18 protein-coding genes and 1 riboswitch are annotated in these 23,933 nt (G+C 46.2%); of the genes, 7 read left to right on the top strand and 11 right to left on the bottom strand.

The window, feature by feature from the left end; all coding sequences use genetic code 11:
* Window positions 1-3: 3 nt before the first annotated feature.
* The 7 genes from ABJF92_RS04410 to ABJF92_RS04440 form a co-directional block, all read right to left on the bottom strand.
* Window positions 4-2,526, bottom strand: coding sequence for a PAS domain S-box protein (locus tag ABJF92_RS04410; RefSeq protein WP_446814629.1), 2,523 nt, complete (start codon window positions 2,524-2,526; stop codon window positions 4-6).
* Between the two features lie 239 nt (window positions 2,527-2,765).
* Window positions 2,766-3,875, bottom strand: coding sequence for an ABC transporter ATP-binding protein (locus ABJF92_RS04415; protein WP_446814630.1), 1,110 nt, complete (start codon window positions 3,873-3,875; stop codon window positions 2,766-2,768).
* Window positions 3,876-3,968: 93 nt separating this feature from the next.
* Window positions 3,969-4,853 carry a carbohydrate ABC transporter permease gene (locus tag ABJF92_RS04420; protein ID WP_446814631.1) on the bottom strand — a complete coding sequence of 295 codons (885 nt, stop codon included), beginning with the start codon at window positions 4,851-4,853 and terminating at the stop codon, window positions 3,969-3,971.
* A complete protein-coding gene (locus ABJF92_RS04425; protein ID WP_446814632.1) occupies window positions 4,846-5,775 on the bottom strand; it encodes a carbohydrate ABC transporter permease in 930 nt (309 codons plus the stop codon). Before ABJF92_RS04425 ends, ABJF92_RS04420 begins: the two co-directional genes overlap by 8 nt.
* 88 nt (window positions 5,776-5,863) lie before the next feature.
* Complete coding sequence (locus tag ABJF92_RS04430; RefSeq protein ID WP_446814633.1) at window positions 5,864-7,111, bottom strand: ABC transporter substrate-binding protein; 1,248 nt, start codon at window positions 7,109-7,111, stop codon at window positions 5,864-5,866.
* A gap of 198 nt (window positions 7,112-7,309) precedes the next feature.
* A complete protein-coding gene (locus tag ABJF92_RS04435) occupies window positions 7,310-8,758 on the bottom strand; it encodes an ATP-binding protein (RefSeq protein ID WP_446814634.1) in 1,449 nt (482 codons plus the stop codon).
* A complete protein-coding gene (locus tag ABJF92_RS04440; RefSeq protein WP_446814635.1) occupies window positions 8,748-9,482 on the bottom strand; it encodes a response regulator in 735 nt (244 codons plus the stop codon). Before ABJF92_RS04440 ends, ABJF92_RS04435 begins: the two co-directional genes overlap by 11 nt.
* 195 nt (window positions 9,483-9,677) lie before the next feature.
* Between ABJF92_RS04440 and ABJF92_RS04445 the strand changes: the two genes are divergently transcribed.
* The 7 genes from ABJF92_RS04445 (at window position 9,678) to ABJF92_RS04475 (ending at window position 18,674) form a co-directional block, all read left to right on the top strand.
* On the top strand, window positions 9,678-10,652 hold the full coding sequence (locus tag ABJF92_RS04445) for a carbohydrate kinase family protein (RefSeq protein WP_446814636.1): 975 nt from the start codon (window positions 9,678-9,680) through the stop codon (window positions 10,650-10,652).
* 374 nt (window positions 10,653-11,026) lie between these two features.
* Window positions 11,027-12,379 (top strand): ABC transporter substrate-binding protein, encoded by a 1,353-nt coding sequence (locus ABJF92_RS04450; RefSeq protein WP_446814637.1) that lies wholly within the window; start codon window positions 11,027-11,029, stop codon window positions 12,377-12,379.
* A 115-nt stretch (window positions 12,380-12,494) separates the two neighbouring features.
* A complete protein-coding gene (locus tag ABJF92_RS04455) occupies window positions 12,495-13,505 on the top strand; it encodes a carbohydrate ABC transporter permease (RefSeq protein ID WP_446814638.1) in 1,011 nt (336 codons plus the stop codon).
* Window position 13,506: 1 nt separating this feature from the next.
* On the top strand, window positions 13,507-14,649 hold the full coding sequence (locus ABJF92_RS04460) for a carbohydrate ABC transporter permease (protein ID WP_446814639.1): 1,143 nt from the start codon (window positions 13,507-13,509) through the stop codon (window positions 14,647-14,649).
* Between the two features lie 63 nt (window positions 14,650-14,712).
* Window positions 14,713-15,804 (top strand): ABC transporter ATP-binding protein, encoded by a 1,092-nt coding sequence (locus ABJF92_RS04465; protein ID WP_446814640.1) that lies wholly within the window; start codon window positions 14,713-14,715, stop codon window positions 15,802-15,804.
* 78 nt (window positions 15,805-15,882) lie between these two features.
* Window positions 15,883-17,505: an alpha-glucosidase family protein gene (locus ABJF92_RS04470; protein ID WP_446814641.1), complete on the top strand. Its 1,623-nt coding sequence runs from the start codon at window positions 15,883-15,885 to the stop codon at window positions 17,503-17,505.
* A 101-nt stretch (window positions 17,506-17,606) separates the two neighbouring features.
* Window positions 17,607-18,674 (top strand): LacI family DNA-binding transcriptional regulator, encoded by a 1,068-nt coding sequence (locus ABJF92_RS04475; protein ID WP_446814642.1) that lies wholly within the window; start codon window positions 17,607-17,609, stop codon window positions 18,672-18,674.
* Here ABJF92_RS04475 and ABJF92_RS04480 read toward each other — a convergent pair whose 3' ends face one another.
* The 4 genes from ABJF92_RS04480 to ABJF92_RS04495 form a co-directional block, all read right to left on the bottom strand.
* Window positions 18,675-19,397: a 3'-5' exonuclease gene (locus ABJF92_RS04480; RefSeq protein ID WP_446814643.1), complete on the bottom strand. Its 723-nt coding sequence runs from the start codon at window positions 19,395-19,397 to the stop codon at window positions 18,675-18,677.
* A 1-nt stretch (window position 19,398) separates the two neighbouring features.
* Window positions 19,399-21,255, bottom strand: a complete 1,857-nt coding sequence (locus ABJF92_RS04485) for a DUF294 nucleotidyltransferase-like domain-containing protein (RefSeq protein WP_446814644.1) — start codon at window positions 21,253-21,255, stop codon at window positions 19,399-19,401.
* Between the two features lie 24 nt (window positions 21,256-21,279).
* Window positions 21,280-21,846, bottom strand: a complete 567-nt coding sequence (locus tag ABJF92_RS04490; protein WP_446814645.1) for a TMEM165/GDT1 family protein — start codon at window positions 21,844-21,846, stop codon at window positions 21,280-21,282.
* 82 nt (window positions 21,847-21,928) lie between these two features.
* Window positions 21,929-22,035, bottom strand: a riboswitch (yybP-ykoY riboswitch).
* A gap of 78 nt (window positions 22,036-22,113) precedes the next feature.
* Window positions 22,114-23,700 carry a BCCT family transporter gene (locus ABJF92_RS04495; protein WP_446814646.1) on the bottom strand — a complete coding sequence of 529 codons (1,587 nt, stop codon included), beginning with the start codon at window positions 23,698-23,700 and terminating at the stop codon, window positions 22,114-22,116.
* Window positions 23,701-23,933 lie beyond the last annotated feature (233 nt).

Genomic DNA, 23,933 nt, shown 5'->3' on the forward strand with positions numbered 1-23,933 from the left:
GTATTAACTCGTTGTGGATCCGGCACTGATGGTGTTAATTAGTTCGATGGCATCATCAAATTCAAAGTTAAATACAGCGTTGTTAAGCTGTTCACTTTGGGCCTGCGGTAAGGCAAGGCAGATTTGGTTGAGTAAGTCGTCGTCGACTTCGCCTTTGCTCAAGCTGGCTATTAGCAGGGCGGCTTGTTGTGGGTCAATTGTTGGCGCTGTTGGTAAAGATGTTTCCATTTCACTTTGAACTTTTTCCTGACTGATCATGCTGTCTTTTATCAAGGATAGCTCAGCCATGATTTCTTGCCATAAAAGAGCGCTTTCTGTTTGGTGCTGAGCGGCAAGAAGTTGTTCTAAATTTTTGCAGTGCTCCGAGGCTTTGTTAAGGCTTAGATTCGCCGTAGAGCCTTTGAGTTTATGAGCAAACGCAATCTGCTGGCTAAGCTCTTGGTGAACTATTTGCTCACATTCACCGACAATATTCTTAATAAAGTAACCAATTTGCCTTTTTAGCTCTTTACGGCTCCCCCAACGGGAAACACCGCTTCGCCAATCTATGGAAGTCTCTAAATCAATGCTTTGGCTATTGGTTTGATGGGCGTCCTCCATATCGTCTTCCCCATCAATAACGCGGGACATTTCACTCATCAGTTGCTCTAACTCAACCGGTTTGGAGCAAAAACCATTCATCCCCGCTTGGCTAGCGGCCAAACGGTCAAGCTCTTGCACACTGGCCGTTAGTGCGATAATTGGCGTCGGCTGGCGGTGTTCGTTTCTTTCCCAGGCACGAATCGCTTTACTGGAAGACAAGCCATCCATATGCGGCATGTGCAAATCCATTAATACGACATCAAAATTTTGTTCGCGGAAGGTTTTATAGGCTTGTTCGCCATCAACCGCTGATACAACGGTATGACCTAAGCGGCTTAATCGCAGCTCTAGTAAGTCAGTATTTTGTTTTACATCATCGGCCACCAAAATACGAAGTTCGGAACGAGGCTCTTTTGTGTTGACGGCTAATAAGCTTGGCGTCTCTTCTTCCTGACATTCAGGTAAAGGTAGCACCAGGGTAAAACGGCTGCCTTTGCCCATCTCGCTCTCTACTGTTATTTCGCCCCCCATCAACCTCGCTAATTGCAGTGAAATGGTGGTACCAAGGCCAGTTCCGCCAAAGCGACGGGTAACAGAGGCATCAGCTTGGGAGAAAGGTGCAAAGATCTGCTCAACGTTTTCGGATGGAATGCCGATGCCTGAATCCTCGATAACGAGACAAACGTTGCTGCCCATTTTCTTCACGATAAGGTGCACGTAACCTTTAGAGGTGAATTTGATGGCATTGCCCAGCAGGTTTAACAGGATTTGCTGTATTCGGTGAGGGTCTCCTCGATAGCAGTTACCTAAACTCGGCTCATATTCAAATGTGAACTCTAGGCCCTTTTTCTGGGCGCCGAGCTTTAGTGTTTCTCGCACATCGGCACACAGCTTATGCAGTGAAAAGTTCTCGTTCTCAAGAGGAACGGTACCGTGCTCAAGTTTTGCAGTATCAAGAATATCATTGAGCAAATTTAGCAAAGAAAACGCGGAGTTATGAATAGTACTAATGTGTTTACGTTTCGCCCCTATCAGGCTTTCATCTTCTAGGAGTAATTCAGAATAACCAATAATGGCATTCATGGGGGTGCGAATTTCATGGCTCATATTAGCCAAAAACTGGTTTTTTGATTGCGCTGCGCTTTCAGCAATGTCTTTGGCATGGCGTAAAGTTTGTTCCATGATTTTGCGCTCTGACAAATCGTTTACAAATTTCATAATACGCACGGGATTACCTTGCGGATCTAAAATAGGGCAGTAAGTGGCAAAAATATGAGCTTCACTGCCTTTTTTATCTTTTCGCGTAAATTCACCAGAGAGGTATTGTCCACTACGAAGTTTTTTCCAGTGGCTTATATAAGATGGATCTTTTATATCTTCAGTAAAACATAACGTTTTATGATGTTGCCCTATTAGTTCTTCGTTGGAATAGCCCATTAAAGATAAAAAATTTGAGTTGGCATTAATAATAAAACCGTCTAAATCAAATTCCACCAGCATTAATGACCTTTGCAAGCCTGCCGCGATGCTTTCAAAGTCAGCCGCACGGTGCTTTTCTAATGTGATGTCGGTGGCATATTTAACGAAACGTAAGAGTTTACCGTCTTTATCGAACACTGGATTGTAAGAGGCTTGTAACCAGACCTGTTGGCCATTTTTATGTAGACGAGAAAACTCACCAGAATGAAACGTGCCACATCTTAAAATATCCCAAAAGTTTTGATACTCGGCAGTGTTGAGCAGGCTTGGATCCACCAAAATACTATGATGTTTGCCAATAAGGTCTTTTTCTAAATAGCCAAAAATAGCCAAGAAGTTTTGATTTGCTCGGATAATATTGCCAGATAAATCAAATTCGATAATGGCTTGAACGCGATCAATGGCTCGCTGGTTATTTTCCAATTGGTTAATTTTTTCTAATAACTCATCGTAAGAACTAGACATAGTTTCCTTGCGGTACTTACAGGTAGAAAAGGTCCTTTATTTCTAAAGCTTTGAGTATTATTTTAAGATGCGTTAGTTGAGCTGGTATTGTAGGACAATTTAAACGCTAACTATAAATAGTTAGTGTTTAAATAGAAAGCAAATCGTATGGGTTTAGGTGTCAGGAAAGTGAAAATAATTAGGAATTGATAAAAAAAGCCAGCCCGAAGGCTGGCTAAAGTGCTTTCTGAAATAACAGGTTATTTATCTAAGCGCTCACCGGTTTTTTCATCAAAAATAACGGCCTTAGACGTGTCGAACATCATTTGAATCACGGAGCCTGGCAGCGCTTCGTATGTTGGGTTCGAACGACAGTTAATCTCAGCATCGTTTACACGTGTCAGTATCATGGTATCGGCCCCCATTGGCTCGGTGACTTCCACTTCAATCCCTGTTGTTGTTACGAACGACTGGCCTTCTTTGTGGGGCTGTGGCTCAGTGATCATTTCTGGACGCAAGCCAAGTAATACGGTTTCACCAATACGCTTTTCTAAGCTTTGTGGCTTCGGGAACGGCAGTGCTACAGTGGAATTCGTTGCCAGCTCTAACATTGGTGTACCGTTTTGTGAAATAACCTTAGCTGGGATGAAATTCATAGCAGGGGAGCCCATAAAGCCTGCAACAAATAAATTTGCGGGGTTGTCGTAGATTTCCTGTGGTGTACCCAATTGTTGAACTTCGCCGTCTTTCATGACGGCAATACGATCGGCCAAGGTCATGGCTTCGATCTGGTCGTGGGTCACATACACAATGGTCGTGCCGAGTTTTTTGTGGAGCTTTTTGATCTCGGTACGCATTTCTACACGCAATTTAGCGTCTAGGTTAGATAATGGCTCATCGAACAGATACAGCTGGGGGCGACGGGCTAAAGCACGCCCCATTGCCACTCGTTGGCGCTGACCACCAGACAGTTGCGCTGGTTTACGGTTAAGTAAGTGGCTAATTTGCAACATCTCTGCAACGCGTTGAATTTCTGTTTCACGTTCCTCTTTTGGAACTTTACGCATTTCCAAACCGAAAGAGATGTTTTGTGCCACGGTCATGTTGGGGTACAAGGCGTAGGACTGAAAGACCATAGCAATATCTCGATCTTTCGGGCTGGTGTAAGTGACGTCGTTATCGCCAATAAGAATACGACCTTCTGTAACGTCTTCTAAGCCGGCAATAGAGTTCATCAGAGTGGATTTACCACAACCAGATGGCCCTACTAGAATGAGAAACTCACCCGCTTCGATGCCAATGTTAATACCCTTTAAAACTTCTGTGCTGCCGTAGCGCTTTTTTACGTTATCAATGACTAGACTTGCCATGTTGTGCTCCAAATTCTATACGAATCATATTGTTAGTAAGCCACTCGCGCGATGACGAATAAAAGAGCGCGAGTGCTGTTCGTTTAATAGTGATTAACCTTTTACTGCTCCGGCGGTGAGGCCACGAACAAAATATTTACCAGCAAAAATGTACACTGCTAAGGTTGGCAATGCGGCGATGATGGCCGCGGCCATATCGACGTTATACTCTTTACCACCAAAGCTGGTGTTTACTAGGTTGTTTAATGCGACGGTCACCGGCTGGGTATCAAAACCAGAGAAGGCCACACCAAACAGGAAGTCGTTCCAAATTTGCGTAAACTGCCAAATCACGGTGACCACGATAATGGGTGTCGAAACCGGCAAAATAATGCGGTAAAAAATAGTGAAAAAGCCTGCCCCATCAAGGCGTGCCGCTTTCACCAGCTCACCTGGAATGGATTGGTAAAAGTTACGGAAGAATAAAGTGGTAAACGCCACCCCATAAACGACGTGCACAAATACTAGACCTGTCGTGGTATTCGCAATGCCTAACCAACCCAAGGTGCGAGCCATAGGTAACAAAATGACTTGGAAAGGAATGAAACAACCCACTAAGAGTGCTGCAAAGAACAAGTCGCTGCCGCGGAATTTCCACAATGAAATAACATAACCATTCAGTGCGCCAAGCAAGGTGGAAATCGCTACGGCAGGCAACACGATCTGGAAGGAGTTCATAAAGTAAGGAGACAATCCGCCACAGCTACTTCCGGTACACGCCCCAGACCAAGCTTTCGACCAAGCGTCTAAGTTTAGTGCGCCGGGCAATGACAACAAAGTGCCGGTGCGAATTTCTTCGACGTCCTTCAGGGAGGTTAGTAACATGACGATAAATGGCATCAAGTACACCGCCGCCATAATCAGCAGGACAGTATAAAGAGCTACTCGTAATATCTTTTCAACGCCAGTAGTTTGACGGCGAGTCGCTTTATTACTCATGGCGTTCACCTCGTAATTCTGAGTACAGATATGGAACTAAAATCGCCAATACGCAACCTAACATGACCATGGCAGAGGCGGAGCCTAAACCGATTTGGCTACGCGTAAAAGTATGGGCGTACATGAAGTTAGCGGGTAGGTCGGAAGAATAACCTGGGCCACCGTTGGTTAAGGCCGCCACTAAGTCAAAACTCTTAATAGCTATGTGTGACAAGATCACCAAGGCACTGAAAAATACAGGTTTAAGAGACGGCAAAATGATACGACGATAGGTGGTAAATGTGCTGGCTCCGTCTAGGTGAGCCGCTTTAATCAAATCCCCATCTACACCGCGTAAGCCGGCTAGAAACAGCGCCATAACAAACCCTGAAGCCTGCCATACAGCGGCAATGACCAAACAGTAAACCACCATATCGGGATTGATTAACCAGTCGAATTTAAAGTTTTCAAAGCCCATATCTACCATCAGCTTTTCTAAGCCATTGGTCGGGTTAAGCAGCCATTTCCATGCTGTACCTGTGACGATAAAAGAGATCGCCATAGGGTACAGGTAGATGGTACGGATGGCGCCTTCGGCGCGAATCTTTTGGTCTAGGAAAATGGCTAAAACCACTCCTAGAAATAAACAAAACAGGATAAATAAGCCACCGAATACGCCTAAATTGGTTAGGGCGACAATCCAGCGATCGTTGTTGAATAGGCGCTCGTACTGGTCTAGCCCAACGAATTTATAAGAGGGCAACATACGAGAATTGGTGAAGGACAATACAGCGGTCCAAATCATATAGCCGTATATGCAAACTATGGTCACGAGGACCGTAGGTGCCATGACAAGTTTCGGCATCCAATCGGCCAAGCTTAGGCGTGCAGGACGGCCTGACTGAGTCTTGGTAGACACAGAATTGGCGGTTTTAGTATTCATAATGAGTGCTTCACTACAGGGGAGGAACGGAGAGGCTGACCACAGGTCAGCCTCCTGTTTTGCTTTACTGGTCTAACAAGACCTGTGCTTACATGCTGGCTTTCACCGCGCGTGCTAGCTTGTCTACGGCTTCTGTAGCTTGCATAGACTCGTTGTTGAAGAAGTTCGTTACGACGTCGTAAATTGCTCCTTGAACCATAGAGTTAACAGCCATGCCGTGAGCCATACTTGGGACTAGATCACCGGTAGATGAGCTGGCCAAGAAAGCGTCCATCGCAGAATGGGCGCAAGCATCAAACTTATCTCTTGGCATATTCAAGCGTGCTGGAATAGAACCTTTGTTAAGGTTGAAGGTTTCTTGGAAGTTCGGCTCCAGGATCAGACGAGTAAGGTCTTGTTGTGCTTGTTGAGCGTCATCACCGTCCACTTGAAACATGGCAAGAGAATCGATGTTAAAGGTGAACGTGCCACTGGTGCCAGGTGCTGGGAAACAAACGTAGTCGACACCTGCTTGTTTACCTGCAGCAGTGAATTCGCCTTTCGCCCAGTCGCCCATGATTTGAATGGCCGCTTCACCATTGATGACCATCGAAGTGGCAATGTTCCAGTCGCGACCAGAGAAGCCTGGGTCAACAAAGTCATGCATCTTCTTAAACGTGGTGAAGACATCGATCATGTCTTGGCTGCGTAGAGTTTCATCAGAAAGTTCAATGAAAGCTTTTTTGTAAAAGTCAGAACCTTTCGCAAGAGCAATGGCCTCAAATAAGGTTGCGTCTTGCCATGCTTGGCCACCGTGAGCTAACGGAGTAAAACCAGCGTCTTTAATTTTTTGCGCTTCAACAATGAATTGTTCCCAAGAGGTTGGGATAGAAGCACCAGACTTACGGAATACTTCTGGATTAGCCCACATCCAGTTTACGCGGTGAACGTTTACCGGCGCAGCAACATAGTGACCATCGTGTTTCATGGTTTCACTGATCACCGGCGGAAGAACCTGATCCCATTTTCCTGCTGCCGCAACAGAGTCTAAGTTGGTTAGGAAGCCTAGATCGCCCCATTCTTGAATGGTGGGGCCTTTGATTTGCGCACTGGCTGGTGGGTTGCCTGAAATGGCTCGGGATTTTAGTACGGTCATAGCGGATTCGCCTGCACCGCCGGCGACAGCGAAGTCTTTCCAAGTATGGCCTGCGTCTTTCATTTCTTCTTTAAGAACGTTGATCGCAGCGGCTTCGCCACCTGATGTCCACCAATGTAGAACTTCTACTTCACCCGCATGGCTTGTGGTAGCGGCAATAGATAGCGCAACAGTGGTTAAACCGAAAGCAATTTTTCTCATGATAAAAACCTTTTTTATTGTTATTTGACCAATCAAACTATCTATTTAGATGAATGATTTGATGTTTTATTTGTTATGCGGGTTAAGCTCGCTTTGCAAACTCAACCTATCGCATGAAAGAATTTAGCAAAGGATAGAATCTGCGTGGGTAATATAGAGCAACCTAATGTAACAAAGTCTTGCATAGCATGGCTTTCTCTAATGGCGAGGCAACCAAATAGTGGCTTCAAGCCCGCCGTTTGGGTGGTTGTTAAGGGTCACCTCACCTCCTTGTGCTTTGGCAATGTTGCGAGCAATGCTCAGTCCTAGACCCATACCGCCGGGGTGACCAGAGTGATCGGGCGTCAGACGAGTGTAGGGTTGAAAAACCTTATCCATCTTGTCGATTGGAATGCCGGGGCCTTGATCACAAATTCGAATGCACAGAGCATCCTCACTGTCTTCGATGAAGACAGTTGCAGTTTTGCCGTAATAAAGCGCATTGTCTACCAAGTTTCCAAGGCAACGTTTTATCGCCAAGGGTTTACCAATATAGGGATGGTTGAGTTCACCTTTTACATCAAGCTTTAATGTGTCTCGATTGGCTGCGCACTGCATGTCTTTGAGCATTCTAATAATGTTAACTTCGACGCGATTTTCATGAATATCCGTCTCTTTTACGCTTTGTAAGGCACCTTTTACCAGCATATCAAGATCTTCTAGATCTCGGATCATGGCATCGCGGGTGTCGTCTTCATCTATCATTTCGGCGCGCAAGCGTAGCCGTGTAATGGGCGTTTTAAGGTCATGGGAAATGGATGAAAACAAACGCTCACGATCATTTAAGTAACGCTGAATACGGGTTTGCATGTCATTGAAGGCTCGTGCTGTGTTACGAACCTCAATACTCCCCACTTCTTTAATTGGCTGACTGTCGCCTTGGCCAAAAGATTCTGCAGCTCGGGCTAGGGTCGCTAAAGGACGAATGACACGACGTAGAATAACAATACTCAATAACAGCACGGTAATCACCGACATGGCCATAGAGAACAGGCGATCCGCACTGAGTGCTGAGGATTCTTCAATGAAATAGGGATCGGGCATTAAGCTGGCAAGGTAGAGCCAGTCTTTGTCATTCACGGGTATTTGGATGACGATAATCGGCGGAGTGAGGGGTTTTACCAATAAGCTATGATGTCCCCAACGCTCTGGTAGATCTACCAAGCGAGTATGGTTGTTAATGACATGCAAATCACTGGGGCTAGAAAAGTCAATTTTGGCATGGGTGATGCCCAGTTGCTTAGCTAAAGTGTGTTGTACCTCATTTTTTACAATGTCTTTTAAATGAGAGTCGGGTAGTGAATTAATGAGGATTTCTTCTTTATTGAGGGTCACGAAAAATCGTGTGCCACCCATGTTCTGCAATTGATCAATGACAATATGGCGGTAGTTTTGAGGAAGCGACTCAAAGTAGCTAACGGTGGCGGCAATACGAAATGCCATGTGCTTGGAGACCTCCAGCACGTTTTTCTCGGTATCGGACTCTAACTGTTTGAGCCAAAAGGTTGAACTAATAAACTGGGCGCTGGCGACACCGAGGGCCATGATAATCAATATTTGGCCGGTTAGAGATCTGGACCACCGCCTCAGGCGAGCACTAATGGTCATGACTCGAACATTCCACGGTGGCCGTTAGAATATAGCCTTGGCCTCGTACGGTTTTGATCAATTGCGGGTGCCGAGCATCTTCATGCAGGCGTTGTCGTAAACGACTCACATGAACATCGATAAACCGATCAAGTGGGGTGCTGTCGCGGCCTCGGGTGTTTTCAGCGATGTGTTCTCGGGTGAGTACTTCTCCTGGGCTGGCTAGGAACAGCATGAGCAGGTTGTAGTCCGCACCCGATAAAGATTCTTTCTCCTCGCCAAAATGCAATTCTCGGGACAGTGTGTCTAGCTTGAACTGAGCAAAGTAATAAAAGCGTTGGCTGGTGGAAGGTGGGTCAATCACTTCCGTGTGTTCCATACGGCGCAAGATAGCTTTGATGCGAGCTAGTAGTTCTCTTGGGTTGAAGGGTTTTGCCAAGTAGTCATCAGCGCCAATTTCTAAACCAATAATACGGTCCATTTCATCTGAGTTGGCGGTTAGCATGATCACCGGAACTTGTGATTGGGTGCGCAGAGATCGGCATACGGAAAAGCCATCTTCACCGGGCAACATGATATCCAGTATGACAAGATCCACCTGTTGTTGAGGACTAAAGTCAGCCAGGAAAGCTTCACCTGAATCGGCCGCTCGCACTTCAAACTGATGTTTCTCTAGGTAGGTTTTTAGTAATGAGCGAATGTCGTCGTCATCGTCGACCACATAGATGCATTTAGCTTTTGTCATTATTATTTCTCTATTAATGCAAGTTTGCGCGAATAAGGTTTCGAGTCTAGCAAGAAAGTAGAAGGTAACCAATTCAAGCGATGCTAGACTAACAAGTAATAATGCCCCTACACTTAAATAAATTAAATTGATTTAAGTGTAGGGGCACGGCATAATTCCGACATTAACTGATTTTGTATTAAAGAGAATAAAACCATGACAACAAAAGTAATGGCCTTTGGTGAAGCCTTGATTGACTTTCTATCAAACGGTGCAACTAAGCCGGGTGAGCTAGAATCGTTTGCTAAATTTCCAGGTGGCGCGCCTGCCAATGTTGCTGTTGCTGTTGCACGCCTAGGCGGTAATAGTCATTTCGTCGGCCAAGTTGGAGACGATGCTTTTGGTCATTTTCTAAAAGACTCTTTAGCTCAATACGGCGTACAGACCCAGGGCATGCTAATGACCAAGGAAGCTAAGACAGCTTTAGCATTCGTTAGTCTAGATGACACGGGTGAACGTAGCTTTGAATTTTACCGTAGCCCATCGGCAGACATTCTATTCCGTGAGAGCGACTTTAATGACGCTTGGTTTGCTGAGCCAAAAGGGGTTTTCCACACCTGTTCAAACACTTTAACTGATGCGGACATCACCCAAGCGACATTGGCTGGTGTGCGTATGGCTAAAGCGGCTAATTGGATTGTCAGTATCGATGTGAACCTACGCACTAACTTATGGCCAGAAGGTCAGGTAGACAAACAGCGCGTGATTGACTGGATGCAAAGTGGTGACGTGGTCAAAGCCAGCCTAGAAGAATTAGAAGTACTTGCGGATGAGCCTTTTGCGCTCATCCATGAGTCTTTGGCGGCAGGCGTTTCTTTATTTGTATTAACTGATGGTGCGAATGCTATTCGCTTCTACGCTGGTGAGCGTGGTGAAGGTCAAGTGGTTACGCCAAAAATGAATGTTAAAGATACCACGGCAGCAGGCGATGCGTTTGTTGGCGGTTTATTGTATCAATTAGCAGAGCGTGGCGGTGATCGCGCTTCTTTGGCGGGATTTTCAAATGAAGAACTCACTGAGATTGTCCGCTTTGCCGCCGCTTGTGGTGCGGATTCTGTCACCAAGTTGGGCGCTTACCCATCTCTGCCTTCTATTGAAGAAGCTAACGAGCGTTTGAAAATGTTTGCTTAAAGCGAGCTTCTTTTATCTGGCGATTACTTATTAGGGTAGCGCTGTTTTTTGCAAAGCACGGAATTCTCCGTGCTTTTTTGTATCCATTGTAATATTTTTTTATCATCCTTTTGCGATTCAGTAAGTTGTTGAATTGACTAGCTATCCTACTAAAACGATTATTTCATTTCTCTACGATCCACTCATTGAGCTAAAAATTAAACTTAATTAAGAAAATATTAAGCATCCCCGCGGCTTGAACCACTGGGCGTGTTTGTTAATAATCAAATTCTTCTTAATCCTTAAAGAAGATAGGATATAGAGCTTTTCGACCTACGATAATAACAACAAAGGCTTGCCACGGAGCTTCCGCAGCGGTCTAGTAAGGAGCGATCATGAAAAAAACATTGTTGTCAGCCGCTGTTGCGCTGACGCTATCAACCAATGCAGTACATGCTGCAGACCTTCTTTTCTCACCTGGTGAAGATGCCCGTTTCAATTGGGACAGCTACAATGCCCTAAAATCAACGAATTTATCTGGTGAAACCATCTCTGTTTTCGGCCCTTGGATGGGGGACGAAAAAGCCAATTTTGATCGAATTATTGCTTACTTCGAAGAAGCTACTGGTGCGGACGTAGATTACGCAGGCTCGGACTCTTTTGAACAGCAAATCGTTATCGACGCTCAAGCGGGTAGTGCCCCAAATATTGCTGTCTTCCCACAGCCTGGATTGGCTGCAGATATGGCCGCGAAAGGCTTTTTGACACCGCTAGACGATGTTGTCAAAGCGGGTGTTGTTAAAGATTATGCGGCTGGACAGTCTTGGGTAGATTTGGCGACCTTTAAAGGCGTTCAAGGTAATCAAGACATGTACGGTATTTTTTATCGTGCAGATCTAAAATCACTTGTTTGGTATTCCCCAGAGAACTTTGAAGACGCTGGCTATGAAGTGCCAGAAACCATGGAAGAGCTGAAAGCCCTGACGCAAGAAATTGTTGATGACGGCGGCACGCCTTGGTGTATCGGTCTAGGTTCGGGTTCGGCGACAGGTTGGCCAGCGACAGACTGGGTAGAAGATATGATGCTGCGTACTCAGCCAGCGGCGGTGTACGATCAATGGGTGAAGAATGAAATTAAGTTCGATGATCCTCGTGTTGTTGAGGCCATTGAAGAGTTTGGTTGGTTCGCGCGTAACGACGATTATGTAGACGGCGGTGCGGGTGCGGTGGCATCTACAGACTTCCGTGATAGTCCAAAAGGCATGTTCCAGTCGCCTCCTAAGTGTTACCTACATCGTCAAGCCTCGTTTATTCCTGCCTTCTTCCCAGAAGATGTGGAGTTGGGTCTGGATGCAGACTTCTTCTACTTCCCAGCTTATGCGGAAAAAGATTTGGGTGAGCCTGTACTGGGTGCTGGTACCTTGGTAAGTATTACCAATGATTCAAAAGGTGCTCGTGCATTCATTGACTTCCTTCGTTCACCGATTGCCCATGAAGTATGGATGGCGCAAAAAGGCTTTATTTCAGCGCATTTAGGTGCCAACCCTGAGTTGTATTCTAGTGAAGCGGCGAAAAAACAAGGCAGCATTTTACGTGATGCGACAACCTTCCGTTTCGATGCCTCCGATCTAATGCCTGGTAAAATAGGCGCTGGCTCCTTCTGGACTGGTATGGTGGATTACACCGGCGGTAAAGATGCGAAGACAGTGGCTCAAGATATTCAAAAAACTTGGGACGCCTTGAAGTAACGATTTGGAGTCCCTGCTGGTGAGCTAAGTGCGAACGAGTAGGGGCTTTGATGATCAAAATACCCTTAACAGCAAATCTGCTTTGCTGTGCTAATCAATGTAATGTGGAGTTTCTATGGGCCAGCTCGCTTCTGCGTTAGTGACCATGATTCTAGGTGTGTTGGGATGTGCCATTTACTTTTATGGTTCTAACATTCTTTTAGACAAAATTTTTCCAACTAAAAAGCGTCCTTCTGCGGTGATCGCTCGTAATTTGCGCATTGCTAATGCTGTTCGTCCTTGGCTATTTCTTGGTCCTGCGGTGCTGCTACTGACCTTTTACTTATTTTATCCCGTCATCGACTCTATTCGTTTGTCATTCTTAGACCGAAGCGGTGAAGAGTTCGTTGGACTGGCCAACTACACCTGGCTGTTTGGCAGCGACGAGTTTTTTGAGTCCTTCCGTAACAATATGCTTTGGCTGATTGTTGTGCCAACCGTGGCGACCTTTATGGGCTTGATTATCGCCACTATGACCGACCGTATCTGGTGGGGAAATATCGCTAAGAGTTTGATTTTTATGCCGATGGCGATTTCATTTATCGGTGCCTCGGTGATTTGGAAGTTCATTTATGACTTCCGCAGTGGGGACGACGCCCAAATTGGCTTGCTCAATGCTGTGGTAGTGTTTTTCGGTGGTGACCCTCAGCCTTGGATTACCTTGCCGTTTTGGAATAACTTTTTCCTAATGGCCATTCTGATCTGGGTGCAAACAGGTTTTGCCATGGTGATCTTGTCGGCAGCGCTCCGTGGTATTCCTGATGAAACCATTGAAGCGGCGGTGCTAGATGGTGCCAGTGGTATTCAGATTTTCTTTAAAATCATGGTGCCACAAATTTGGGGAACCATTGCCGTAGTGTGGACCACTATTACCATCTTGGTATTGAAAGTTTTCGACATTGTTTTGGCGATGACCAATGGTCAGTGGGGAACTCAAGTATTGGCCAACCAAATGTTCGATTGGATGTTCCGCGGTGGCGGTGACTTTGGTCGTGGTGCGGTGATCGCGCTGGTGATCATGGTTTTGGTTATTCCGATCATGATTTGGAATATTAAACGTGCAAACGACGAAATGGAGGGCCGTTAATATGGTTTCATCTTCTAAACGTACACCGCTTTCCTTCGTTGTGCATGGCGTAGTACTACTGCTAGTCATCATGTGGACCATCCCGACCGCTGGCTTGTTTGTTTCCTCTATTCGAGACAAAGACCAGTTATCTGTTTCTGGTTGGTGGACCGCTTTATCGACTTCGGAACAGCGCTTGGTTACCCGAGGTAATCTACCTGAAACTCAGATACAAGAAGGGGATGTTTTTGTTATTCGTGGCAACTTGCTAGAGAAAGCCTCTGCCAAGGTGTCTCGCTTCGGTTCGAGTTCCCTGAAACCGGAAGCCTTTGAAGTGGGTACGGTAGCTGAGCTCAAACGAGGTCAAACGCTACAAGTACTGGAGAATGGCGATTATATTTTTAGCTCGCCAACCGAATGGAAGGGGTCTCGTGGTAAACGTATTTTCTATACCGCGCAAATTCCTCCACGCTTTACCCTCGATAACTATCGCGAGGTGTTAAGTACTGAAGGTTTAGGGCAATCCTTTATTAACTCCTTAACGGTAACGATACCGGCCACCATCATTCCGATTCTTGTGGCAGCGTTTGCAGCTTATGCACTGGCTTGGATGCGCTTTCCTGGCCGAGCTTTGTTATTGGCGGCGGTGGTGGGATTGCTGGTGGTGCCTTTGCAGATGTCATTGATTCCATTGCTGAAAAGCTACAACTTAATTGGCGAATTTTTTGGGGTGGGTTCTAAAACCTATGTGGGGGTTTGGCTGGCTCATACCGGCTTTGGCTTACCTTTGGCGATTTACCTATTGCGTAATTATATCGCAGGTCTGCCTGCTGAAATCATTGAGTCTGCACGAGTCGATGGTGCGTCGGATTTTGATATTTTCCGCAAAATTATCTTGCCTCTGTCTTTTCCTGCGCTGGCTTCTTTTGCCATCTTCCAATTCTTATGGGTATGGAATGACTTGCTAATTGCGATGGTATTTTTAGGCAACAACGCAGAGCATCTGGTGCTCACCGGGCAGCTACGAGAGTTGTTAGGTTCCCGAGGTGGTAACTGGGAAATACTAACGGCGTCAGCCTTCATTACCATTATTGTACCCTTATGTGTGTTCTTTAGTTTGCAGCGTTACTTGGTGCGAGGCTTGTTGGCAGGCTCAGTAAAATAAATTATCCCACTGGGTGAGTTGAGCCTAGCTCCTCACCCAAGCAACGAATTGAGAGGAAAAATCATGGCTGATGTTAAGTTAACCCATGTAAAGAAAATTTATTCGAATAAAGTTGAAGTGCTACGAGACATTAATTTAGACATTAAACAGGGTGAATTCATCGTCTTTGTTGGTCCATCGGGTTGTGGTAAATCTACCCTTTTACGCATGATCTCCGGCTTAGAGGAAATCTCAGGCGGAACGCTGGAAATTGATGGTCAAGTGGTCAACGACATACCGCCTGCGTTACGTGGTATTGCGATGGTGTTCCAAAGCTATGCCTTGTATCCCCACATGACGGTGTACGACAACATGGCATTTAGCTTGCAAATTGCCAAGTTAAGTAAGGCCGATATTGATACACAAGTACGTAAAGCGGCTGAAATGCTGCAATTAACGCCTTATTTGGACCGTTTACCGAAAGCTTTATCCGGTGGTCAACGTCAGCGTGTAGCCATTGGTCGTGCTATCGTGCGCCGCCCTAAAGTCTTCTTGTTTGATGAGCCCTTGTCGAACTTGGATGCGGCGTTGCGCGTAGCAACTCGTATGGAGATTGCCAATCTTAAAGAGAGCATGCCAGATTCCACCATGATCTATGTAACCCATGATCAGGTAGAAGCCATGACCCTTGCGGACCGTATTGTACTGTTGTCGGCGGGTAATATTGAACAAGTTGGCTCCCCATTGGAGCTGTACGAGAATCCTGCGAATGTTTTTGTAGCTAAATTTATTGGCTCCCCTGCGATGAATATTGTGCCTTGTCAGATCGCACAAACGGGCGAACAAACTAAGGTGACCGTTGCTGATCACAGTGTGCAGACAGCCGTTAATACTGCGACCAGCGAACAAGGAAAATCGGCATTCTTTGGTATTCGCCCAGAAGATCTACACGTAACGGACTCCGCAGAGCAGGGCTTTTTATCCGGCAAGGTATTCTTTGTTGAATCGCTGGGCGAGTCGACCTTGTTGTACGTGAAGGTGCCCGGTTGTGAAGAGCTAGTAATTGCTAAATTGATTGGCACTTTGCCAACGCAACGTGGTGATCTTGTACACCTAACGGCGGACGCACAAAAAATGCACCTGTTTGATGAGAACGAGCTTGCTTACGGCCGTTAATTAAGCACTTTAAGTAATTCTTATGATAATGAGGCAATGCAGTAGTATTGCCTCAGTTTTTTATTTTGGAGAGTCAGAATGACAACAAGCGATCTTAACTGGTGGAAAGGGGGAATCATCTATCAGATTTACCCTCGTAGTTTTATGGATGCCAATGGCGATGGCATTGGTGATCTAGCAGGTATCACCAGTAAGCTTGATTATGTAGCTTCATTGGGTGTCGATGCGATTTGGTTATCGCCTATTTTCACCTCGCCTATGAAAGACTTTGGCTATGACGTGTCCGATTATTGCGATATCGACCCTATGTTCGGTTCGTTAGAAGATTTCAAAACTCTGATTAACCGTTCCCATGAATTGGGGTTGAAGGTGATGATAGATCAGGTGATCAGTCACTCTGCGGAATCTCATCCATGGTTCGAAGAAAGCCGTCAAGATAAAACCAATGATAAAGCCGACTGGTACGTTTGGGCAGACCCTAAGCCAGACGGTTCACCACCAAACAATTGGTTGTCGATTTTTGGCGGCAGTGCTTGGAAATGGGACAGTCGTCGCTTGCAGTATTTTTTGCATAACTTCCTAGAGTCCCAACCAGACTTTAACTTCCATAACCCGGATGTTCGAGAAGCGCATTTAAACAACATGCGTTTCTGGCTTGACCTTGGCGTAGACGGATTCCGTTTAGACACGGTGAATTTCTATTTCCATAGTGAAGGACTAGAAGATAACCCACCTGTGCCGCCGGGTGAGCCAAAAACCATGGGGGCTCCCCATGACAACCCCTACACTTATCAGCGCCACGTGTACGATCTAAGCCGCCCTGAAAACCTAGACTTCCTAAAAGATCTACGGGCCATGATGGATGAATACCCAGGTACCACGACCGTGGGCGAATTGGGCGATGATTTCCCATTAAAGCGCATGGCTGAGTACACCTCTGGTGGCGACAAGCTGCACATGGCTTATACCTTTGACTTCCTTAACACTCCTCATTCACCTCAATACATTCGTACTACACTGGCGAATATGAATGACATAGTTGGCGATGGCTGGCCGTGCTGGGCACTGTCTAACCATGATGTGGTGCGTGCTTGTACTCGTTGGGGCGCGAATGAAGACCCTGTTGCCTATCCGTTGATCGCCATGGCGCTGATTTTATCCCTGCGAGGTAGTGTGTGCTTGTATCAGGGTGAAGAACTTGGCTTGCCAGAAGCTGAAGTACCATTTGAGCGTATTCAAGACCCATACGGCAAACCACTATGGCCTGTCTTTAAGGGGCGTGATGGCTGTCGAACGCCTATGGTTTGGGAAAATGTTGCTCAAGGTGGCTTCTCGACCATAGAACCTTGGTTGCCTGTTGATGACCGCCATTTACCTTTAAGTGTGGCGGAGCAAGAAGCCGACCCAAGTGCGTTACTGCATAAGGTTCGTCGTCTTATCCATTGGCGTCAAAAGCAGCCTGAGTTGATCAATGGTGAGCTATCTCAACTTGAGGTGGGCAATGAAGAACTGATTGCTCTGGTGCGTGAATATGAAGGCCAACGAGTATTGGTGGTATTGAATATGACCAGCGAAACTCAACAAGGAGAGCTTAACTGCACCATTAGTGACGTGCTAGAAGGCCATGGCTTTACGGCAGAACTGAAAGCTAACTCCTTGATCTTACCTGCATACCAAGCTTTTTACGCAAAACTTGCTTAGTCCCATTATATTGTCTACTTTAGGCAGGTTTAGAAAGTTTCTAAGCCTGCCTTTTTGGGCTTTATTATGATGTGACGGATTTGTTTTCTGCGGGATATGAGATGAAAAAAAACATAAAAAAACTAACCTTAAAAGACGTCGCTGAGCGTTTACAGGTCTCAACCGCCACGATATCAAACGCTTTTAATCGTCCTGATCAACTGTCTGCCAGCTTACGAGATAACATACTGCAAGAGTGCGAGAAAATGGGCTACTTTGGCCCGAACGCCGCGGCCCGCAGTTTACGCACAGGTCGTACTGGAATTGTCGGTATCGTACTATCAGATGATTTAAGTTATAGCCTGACAGACCCTGTGGCAAACCAATTTTTACAAGGGCTAGCGGAAGTCTTCGAAGCGCACGAATACAACATGTTATTACTGTCTTCGAATGAAGAGCAACAAGACGCGCAAAGCCGAATGCAGTCTTCCATGGTGGATGGTTTTATCGTTTATGGACACAAGCCGCAGCAGTGTCAAAATGCGCCCTGGCTCATGCCCCACAAAAACATCATCACGGTTGATAGCTTTATTCCCGGCACCACGTCAGTGAATATCGAAAACCATCAGGGTGCTTATACGATTGCTCGCCATGCCTTGGCTCACCAGCCGAAAGCCGTGGCTATTATGGGGTTAAGTTTGTTGAATACCGACCGTGTTTGTCGAGTGCGTGATGACGAGCTTTATGATCGCGCGGCGTCTATCTCGATTCAACGATTGCAGGGTTATGAGCAAGCTTTACAAGAGCATGGCTTATCGGCTGTACCTGAATATATTTGGAATATACCAGTTAACAGCCATAAATTAGCGTATCAGGCAGCACGAGAAGCCTTATCTATGGCACAGCGTCCTGAACTGTTGCTGTGTATGAGTGATTGTATTGCGATTGCTTCGGTGCAAGCCGCATTACATATGGGTTTAAGAGTGCCAGAAGATATCCACGTGGTGGGCTTTGATGGCATTGCTGAGAGCGCCAATATCCACCCCTCCATTACGACTATTCACCAACAAACCGTGACCAAAGGTCGAGTCGCTGCCGAAGTGTTTTTAGGGTTGCGTGAAGCTAAGGATGTGATTTTAGATACCGAGCTAGAGGTACGAGAGAGCTGTCCAAGCCCAGTCTCTAATTAATCACAGCCAATATTCACCGATGGGCTTGTTTTTATCAAAGTGATAGCTGAACTGAGCTTGCAGCAACTCTGCCGATGACAAAGCGTCGGTAAGGGCGTGATGCGCTTTATAGCGGGGTAATCGATAGTTTTGTCGGCAAGCATCTAAACGTAACGAAGGGGCTTTACCAAGCCTCTGCCACCAAGGCTTATGCTGGACTTTACGCTCAATAGCCATGGTATCCAGCATAGGAAAGTACAGCGGGTAACCATAGACTTTTAGGGCAGCTTCGAGCAGAAATTGCCGTTCTATCGCCAAACAATGTACTACCACTACCTTGCCTATTAGGGCTTCCAATACCTTATCTAAAATCGCACTGACCGGCGGCGCACCGGCCAGTTCACTGTCAGTGATTTCATGGATAGTGACCGATTCTGGGTGTAAATTCTTCTTGGGTTTAGCGATCCAATATTCTGCCCCTTGGCAACGGATAATACTGTGGTCAAAGGGCACTAAACCTATGCTAATGATTTCATCTTGCTGGGCGTCGAGTCCGGTGGTTTCTAAATCCAAAGCCACCATGGGCAAACTGTGCAGAGGTGTATTGATATCTACCACCCCTGCTTGATAATAACGCTTTAATGCGCCCTCAGGTGCTCCATGTGCCCATTTTGCAAACATGTTGGGCCAGTTAGAGGCTTCTTCTGAAGAGACTGTAGCGTTGTTCTTAGGGTCTTTCTGCATGCTAATTACGTTTTCCTGCGTAGCGGAATCTTAAGAATTCCTGTTGGCGAGAAACGATGTCGAAGGCATCCCGTAAGTGGCGCTTTTCGAACGCGGAAAGGTTCTCTGGGTCCACGTGATTGTTCGCTACCTGACCAGCTTCAAGCTGATCTTTTTGATGTTTAATTCGTACCATGCCGATCATCTCTAAGGCAAGGGCAAGGTCTTTCGCTCGGCCTTTGAGCAATAAGCCTGCCGCTTCAATGTCTTCTAGACGCTCTAAGGTGTTGAGCTTGCGGCTACCACAGGCGAGGGCGTGAACACGCACAATGTCGATAATGGGGGCAATGCCTCGCTCTTTTAGATTAAAAGTGCGTGACTGCTTACCACTGCCATCAAGAACGAACTGACGGAAGAAACCAAGCGGGGGTTTTCTTTGGTTAGCATTACGCGCCATAAAGGTTAAAAACGCTGGATGTTGTTTGGTTTGGGCGAGAATATGCTTGTGCAGCTGGTTGGCTAAGCTTTTATCCCCATAGACACCACGCAAATCAAAGAAGATGGATAGGCGCAATAGGGCTTCCGCTTTAGGCTGTTGGATCCATTCACTAAAGTTAGCTTTCCATTGCTCTAAAGGCTGTCGCCAGCGGATATTGGAGGCCATGATGTCCCCTGAGCATAGGGTATACCCGCATTGGTCGAGGTTTTGACAAACCCATTGACTAAGTGATTCGAAATAATCCCCATGTATTTTTTCATCGTACTGATCGCTTAAAATCAAGGCATTGTCTTGGTCGGTACTAATGGTCTGTTCTTCACGGGCTTGTGAACCTAAGGCGACAAAACAATAGGGCACAGGGGGCGGACCGAATTTCTCTTCTGCTAATTTGAGCAAACGCTTAACAAAGGCGGTGCCGATGTGAGACATGGCGTTGCCGATCATTTGTGTGTTGGCATCGGCCACTACGAGCTGGGTAAAGGTGTGGGTCATTTTACGGCTAATGGCCTGTAACCCCTCAATACTGGTTTGTTTGAAGATATCGCTAATGAGATACACACTACCGTGGCTCTCTTTTTGGACAATATCGCCAGTGCTGATAACGCCTATGGGTTGATCATTTTTCATGACTGGTAAATGGTGGATGTTTCTTTCCATCATTTTCAAAACGGCCTCAGAAGCATAGTCGCCGCTGTCCATGACCAATGGATCACGGGTCATGATATGCGCTACGGGGGTGTCGTAATCCAAACCTTGGGCAACAGCACGGGTACGCAAGTCGCGATCGGTTAAAATACCAACCAGTTCCCCTTGTTCAATAATCAGTAGACTAGAAACTTTATGCTCCGACATGGTCTGCGCGGCCATGCGAATGTTGGCGTTGGCGTGAATACTAATTGGCGGCCGACGTAACAAGCTTTTCACCGGTGTGGTCATCAAAGAAATATCGGAGCTTTGGGAATCGACAGCGGTTCGCAGGCGAACATCTCGATCTAGCTCGAAGAAATCAGAGAAGTGGTCGTTCTCTGCATAGAGTTTTAGAAACCATTTAGCCGGTATGCGATACAGCAAGCTATCTTCTATGGTACGCATAAATTGTGTTGATTTACCGCCTCGTAATAAGGAGGCATAGCCAAACAATTCGCCTTCATTCATGCGTCGAATCAGAGTGTTCTCTTTGTGTAAGACTTCTACCGCGCCACTGCGAATAAAAAACAGCACCTCATTCAGCGTGTTGGGAGCGATGGCCCATTCACCTGCACGTAGGTATTGGATTTCAATCTCGCTAACCATGCCTTTGAGCTGCGGATCATCGGCGATCTCCTCAAAGGGGGCGTGCTGACACAGGGCATCCAGAATCTCTGATAATTCGACTTCCATGCTAGTACCTTCGTGAGACCTAATTTAGTGAAGTAAGGGTGACAGGATAGTACCGACACCAATAATAATAAAGAGCACACACGCTAGCTGACGGGTTCGCTTGGCGTTAATACGTTGCATCAACCAGTTACCGGCATACACCACAGGAACATTGGCGAGCATCATGCCCAGCGTAGAACCGATAAGTACCAACCAAACAGAGCCATAGTGAGCACCTAGTAAAATCGTTGCAATCTGTGTTTTATCGCCAATTTCTGCCACAAAAAACAAAACAAAAGAGGCAACAAAGGCACTGTGTTTCAGTATCTTGCTGTCGTCACTGTCATCTTCATCTGGAATGAGTAACCACAGGCCCACCAGAATAAAACTGGCGCCCACAATCCCGTTAGCCCATGCCATAGGAAGCCAGCGAGCGGCCTCAACACCAAGCCAAGCAGACATTAAATGATTCAATAAAGTGGCGGCAAAAATACCGAATACAATGGCGCTTTTAGAAGCAAATCGAGTGGCTAAGAATAAGGCGAGTAATTGCGTTTTATCACCCATTTCAGCGAGGGCAACTGTGCTGACGGATGTGATGAGTGCTTCCATTGATAAACTTCCTCGGTGGGCAAAAAACATAAGACAATAAACTTGTACCCACCAGAGCCAAGTTATCGTCTTAAGTCTCATCAATCTTGGCGATCTACACCAAGACTTCTTTGCCACGAGCATGAGGCTCAATTATGTTGACAAAGAATCTTTGCATTGCAAAGAAGATTACTCCCCTAAGAAGAGGTTGCATCTTAATCGAAGGCTACTCAAAAAACAACTCAGCAGAGAGCTCTACTGAGTTGTTTTATAACCTTTTATGACAGACTACTTAGCAATCAGGTGAACATCACCCTGCAAGCCTTTCCATAGACTGACACACATTACTAACATCAATAAGGTGAAAGGTAGACCAATGGTAATGGCAGCAGATTGGATGGCGCCAAGGGAGTCAGAGCCGCCGCCAACCAATAAGGCGATAGCGATGACACCTTCCAAAATGGCCCAGAAGACACGCTGAGTCATAGGAGCATCAGTTTTACCGCCGGCGGTGATGCCGTCGATAACCAATGAACCAGAGTCAGAAGAGGTAACAAAGAAGACCAATACCAAGACGATGCCAATGAAAGAGATCACTGACGTCAGCGGAAGGCTGGCAAACATTTGGAACATGGCCAGAGAAGAGTCCGTTAGGCCGCCAGCCAGTGCGCCAACACCGTTCTGTACTTGATCCAATGCCGAGCCACCAAAGATTGCCATCCAAATAACGGATACCAAGGTTGGTACTAGCAATACGGCAATAACGAATTCACGAACAGTACGACCGCGAGAAACACGGGCGATAAACATGCCGACAAATGGCGACCAGGAAATCCACCAAGCCCAGTAGAAAACGGTCCAACCGTGGTAGAAGGTTTCATCTTCACGACCAATCCAACTACTTAGCGGGATAATGTTTTCAACATAGCTCAACAGTAGGGTGCCCACAGCGCCTAAGATCGCACCAGTATGGCCAATAATGATGATCAATAACGCCAAACCTGCGGCAATAATCATGTTGATGTTACTAAGCAGCTTCACACCACCTTCTAAACCACGCGCAACCGAAACAATGGCTACGGCGGTCACACCACAAATAACCAGAATTTGAGTGGTTAGCGTGTTGGGAATACCGAACAAGAAGTTTAAGCCACTGGTCGCTTGTAGCGCCCCGAAGCCCAAAGAGGTTGCTAGACCAAAGATCGTTGCAATAACCGCCAAGACATCAATGATGTGACCAACTACGCCCCATACTTTTTCACCAAAAAGTGGGTAAAAAGCGGAACGAATGGTGAGCGGTAAGCCTTTGTTGTAGGCCACAAAAGCGAGAGATAATGCCACAACAGCATAGATGGCCCAAGGGTGTAGACCCCAGTGGAACATGGTTGCACCCATAGCAAGATCTGCGGCTTCAGGTGTGTTCGCCGTAACGTTTAGAGGTGTACCGTACCAACCTGTGTAGTAGGCCACAGGCTCTGCGACACTCCAAAACATTAGGCCGATACCCATGCCTGCTGCGAATAACATAGAGAACCAAGTGATGGTTGAATGCTCTGGTTTCGCTTGGCTGCCACCTAAGCGGATTTTACCGATTGGGACAAAAATCAGAGCCAAACAGAAAAGCACAAAGATGTTACCAGCAATCATGAAGAACCAATCAAAGTTATTGATTGACCAACCACGGGCTCCGGTGAGAATTTCTTTGGCATCCGTAGGAAACCAAATACTGCCAATAATAAAGGCAAAAATAATTAATGCACTAGTAGTGAAGACGGGATTAAGCACATCTAGGCCAAGGAACTGGATATTGTCCTGACCAACTTTATAGGATGTGCTGTACTCTTCCCGACCTGAGTCTGGGACCTGATTACTCATAAAATTCTCCTGAATGAGTGTCTATTTTCCTGAAAGTAACAACGTTTGTTCGCTGAGCACTTTTTAAACGAAACACCAATTCAGCCTAGAAGATAACCCGCCAATTCAATGTTCTTAACACGACGAATATTGTTCTATTTCGACAACAAGGTAAATCATCGTTATTCGTTTGGTTGGATAGAATCCTAGACCATATCGCTCAACAGTCTGCGACAAAAGACCGTGTTAACAGG

Source organism: Marinomonas sp., from assembly GCF_039940335.1.
Lineage (GTDB): Bacteria > Pseudomonadota > Gammaproteobacteria > Pseudomonadales > Marinomonadaceae > Marinomonas.

Bases quoted from the DNA above. Each gene is read 5' to 3' on its own strand.
- ABJF92_RS04410 (WP_446814629.1), bottom strand. From the start codon at position 2,526: ATGTCTAGTTCTTACGATGAGTTATTAGAAAAAATTAACCAATTGGAA.
- ABJF92_RS04415 (WP_446814630.1), bottom strand. From the start codon at position 3,875: ATGGCAAGTCTAGTCATTGATAACGTAAAAAAGCGCTACGGCAGCACA.
- ABJF92_RS04420 (WP_446814631.1), bottom strand. From the start codon at position 4,853: ATGAGTAATAAAGCGACTCGCCGTCAAACTACTGGCGTTGAAAAGATA.
- ABJF92_RS04425 (WP_446814632.1), bottom strand. From the start codon at position 5,775: ATGAATACTAAAACCGCCAATTCTGTGTCTACCAAGACTCAGTCAGGC.
- ABJF92_RS04430 (WP_446814633.1), bottom strand. From the start codon at position 7,111: ATGAGAAAAATTGCTTTCGGTTTAACCACTGTTGCGCTATCTATTGCC.
- ABJF92_RS04435 (WP_446814634.1), bottom strand. From the start codon at position 8,758: ATGACCATTAGTGCTCGCCTGAGGCGGTGGTCCAGATCTCTAACCGGC.
- ABJF92_RS04440 (WP_446814635.1), bottom strand. From the start codon at position 9,482: ATGACAAAAGCTAAATGCATCTATGTGGTCGACGATGACGACGACATT.
- ABJF92_RS04445 (WP_446814636.1), top strand. From the start codon at position 9,678: ATGACAACAAAAGTAATGGCCTTTGGTGAAGCCTTGATTGACTTTCTA.
- ABJF92_RS04450 (WP_446814637.1), top strand. From the start codon at position 11,027: ATGAAAAAAACATTGTTGTCAGCCGCTGTTGCGCTGACGCTATCAACC.
- ABJF92_RS04455 (WP_446814638.1), top strand. From the start codon at position 12,495: ATGGGCCAGCTCGCTTCTGCGTTAGTGACCATGATTCTAGGTGTGTTG.
- ABJF92_RS04460 (WP_446814639.1), top strand. From the start codon at position 13,507: ATGGTTTCATCTTCTAAACGTACACCGCTTTCCTTCGTTGTGCATGGC.
- ABJF92_RS04465 (WP_446814640.1), top strand. From the start codon at position 14,713: ATGGCTGATGTTAAGTTAACCCATGTAAAGAAAATTTATTCGAATAAA.
- ABJF92_RS04470 (WP_446814641.1), top strand. From the start codon at position 15,883: ATGACAACAAGCGATCTTAACTGGTGGAAAGGGGGAATCATCTATCAG.
- ABJF92_RS04475 (WP_446814642.1), top strand. From the start codon at position 17,607: ATGAAAAAAAACATAAAAAAACTAACCTTAAAAGACGTCGCTGAGCGT.
- ABJF92_RS04480 (WP_446814643.1), bottom strand. From the start codon at position 19,397: ATGCAGAAAGACCCTAAGAACAACGCTACAGTCTCTTCAGAAGAAGCC.
- ABJF92_RS04485 (WP_446814644.1), bottom strand. From the start codon at position 21,255: ATGGAAGTCGAATTATCAGAGATTCTGGATGCCCTGTGTCAGCACGCC.
- ABJF92_RS04490 (WP_446814645.1), bottom strand. From the start codon at position 21,846: ATGGAAGCACTCATCACATCCGTCAGCACAGTTGCCCTCGCTGAAATG.
- ABJF92_RS04495 (WP_446814646.1), bottom strand. From the start codon at position 23,700: ATGAGTAATCAGGTCCCAGACTCAGGTCGGGAAGAGTACAGCACATCC.